The organism is Methylorubrum rhodinum (assembly GCF_014199935.1).
Lineage (GTDB): Bacteria > Pseudomonadota > Alphaproteobacteria > Rhizobiales > Beijerinckiaceae > Methylobacterium > Methylobacterium rhodinum.
On the sequence record NZ_JACHOP010000051.1, the window covers coordinates 1 to 1,588 of the forward strand.

The following is a 1,588-nucleotide window of genomic DNA, read 5'->3' on the forward strand; positions in this document are numbered from 1 at the left end:
CGCGAGCCCTGGCGCTTCGGCGGCGTTCAGACGCCGACGCTGGCCCTCCTGGCCGATCTTGAGGCGCGCATCCGCACCTTCGTGCCCGAGGACTTTTTCAAGGTCGCGCTGCACCTCGATACCGAGACTGGGGCCGCCCTGACGCTGTGGCATGCCCCGAAGGAGCGCATCCTCGATAAGGCGATCGCCGAGACGATTCGGCAGGCCGCCGAGGCTTGGACAGGCCCGCTTGCGCTCGAGCAGAAGGATGTGCGGCGCGCTCCGCCCCGCCTGTTCTCGAAGGACACGCTGGCACGGCGCTGCGCCAAGCGCTTCGGCTGGGATCCGCAGCGCACGGCCGGACTTGCCCAGGAACTCTACGATCAGGGCTACCTGAGCTACCCGCGCACCGAGTCTGAGTACCTGCCCGAAGGGCAAATCGACGATGCGTCTGCGGTGATCGGTGCCGTCACTGGCGTGCTGACCGATGTGGCGGGGCTGTTCTCGACGACGAGCAAGCCTGTGATCCGCCGAGGCAGCAGGGGGCACTACGTCAAGGACCCGGGCGAGCACCACGCGATCGTACCGCTGCGCAAGGTGCCTCAGCGCGACCGCCTCGCGGCCGAGCAGTTCCGTCTATGGGAACTCGTCGCGAAGGCCTACCTTGCCGCTCACCTTCCCGATGGGATCGACGCGCGCACCAGCCTTACGGCGGAAGTCACCACCGCGTTGGGGATGAAGCGGTTCTTGGCGAGCGGCAGCGTCGTGCGAGCGCCGGGCTGGCGGGCCGTCTATGGCATTGAAGCCGAGACCGAGGTGGATGTCGTGCCGGGCAAGACCAAGCGCGAGCCGGAGGCCACGCTGGCTCGCCTGCCGCCCGTGCGCGACGGCGAAGTCTCGAGGGCAACGGCTGCCGAGATCGCTACCGCCGTGACCGAACCGCCCCGGCGCATCACCCGGGGCGAGTTGCCGGTGGTGATGGGCCGCCTCATCGATCAGGTCGAGGATCCGGTCGCCAAACGTGCGCTCGAGAACCCGGTGAACCCCAACGAGCCGAAGGGCCTGGGGACGGCCGCAACCCGCGACACAATCCTCCCCAAGCTCGTGAAGAGCCGATACATCGCACTTGGCGCGGGCAAGGACCCCGCCATCGAGGTCACGGATGTCGGTGTCGCGTTCATCCAAGCTGTCCGCCGCGTCTTCCCCGCCTACGGCGATCCGGTCGGCCGGGCACTGTTCGAGGCGGAGCTTGCCGAGATCGGACGCGCCCCCGGACGAGCGGAAGCCGAACGTCGCGCCCGAACGTTTCGGCAGCGCACGCGCGTCAGGCTGGATGAGCTGATCGGGGCGATCACGAACGCCGACGCCATCGAACTCGATCCGAGCTCAATCCCACCGAGGCAGGGCGACGATCGTCCGCCAACCCCCGCCATGGTGGCCTTCGCGGTGTCGTTGGCTGAGCGCAAAGGCCTACGACTGCCGCGTGGCTGCAAGAGCAGCATCAGCGTATGCCGCACGTTCCTCGACGGACATGCGGGCCCCCGTGCGGCGCAAGCGGGGTCAATCACCGATTCGGGGGCCGAGCGCACCCCGAGTGAGGCGATGGTGC

Annotated in this window: 1 protein-coding gene; it reads left to right on the forward strand. The window is 68.5% G+C overall.

Annotated elements, in window-relative coordinates; translation table 11 throughout:
• On the forward strand, positions 1 to 1,588 hold a 1,588-nt coding region (locus tag HNR00_RS25270; protein WP_183574310.1), incomplete at both ends, for a DNA topoisomerase.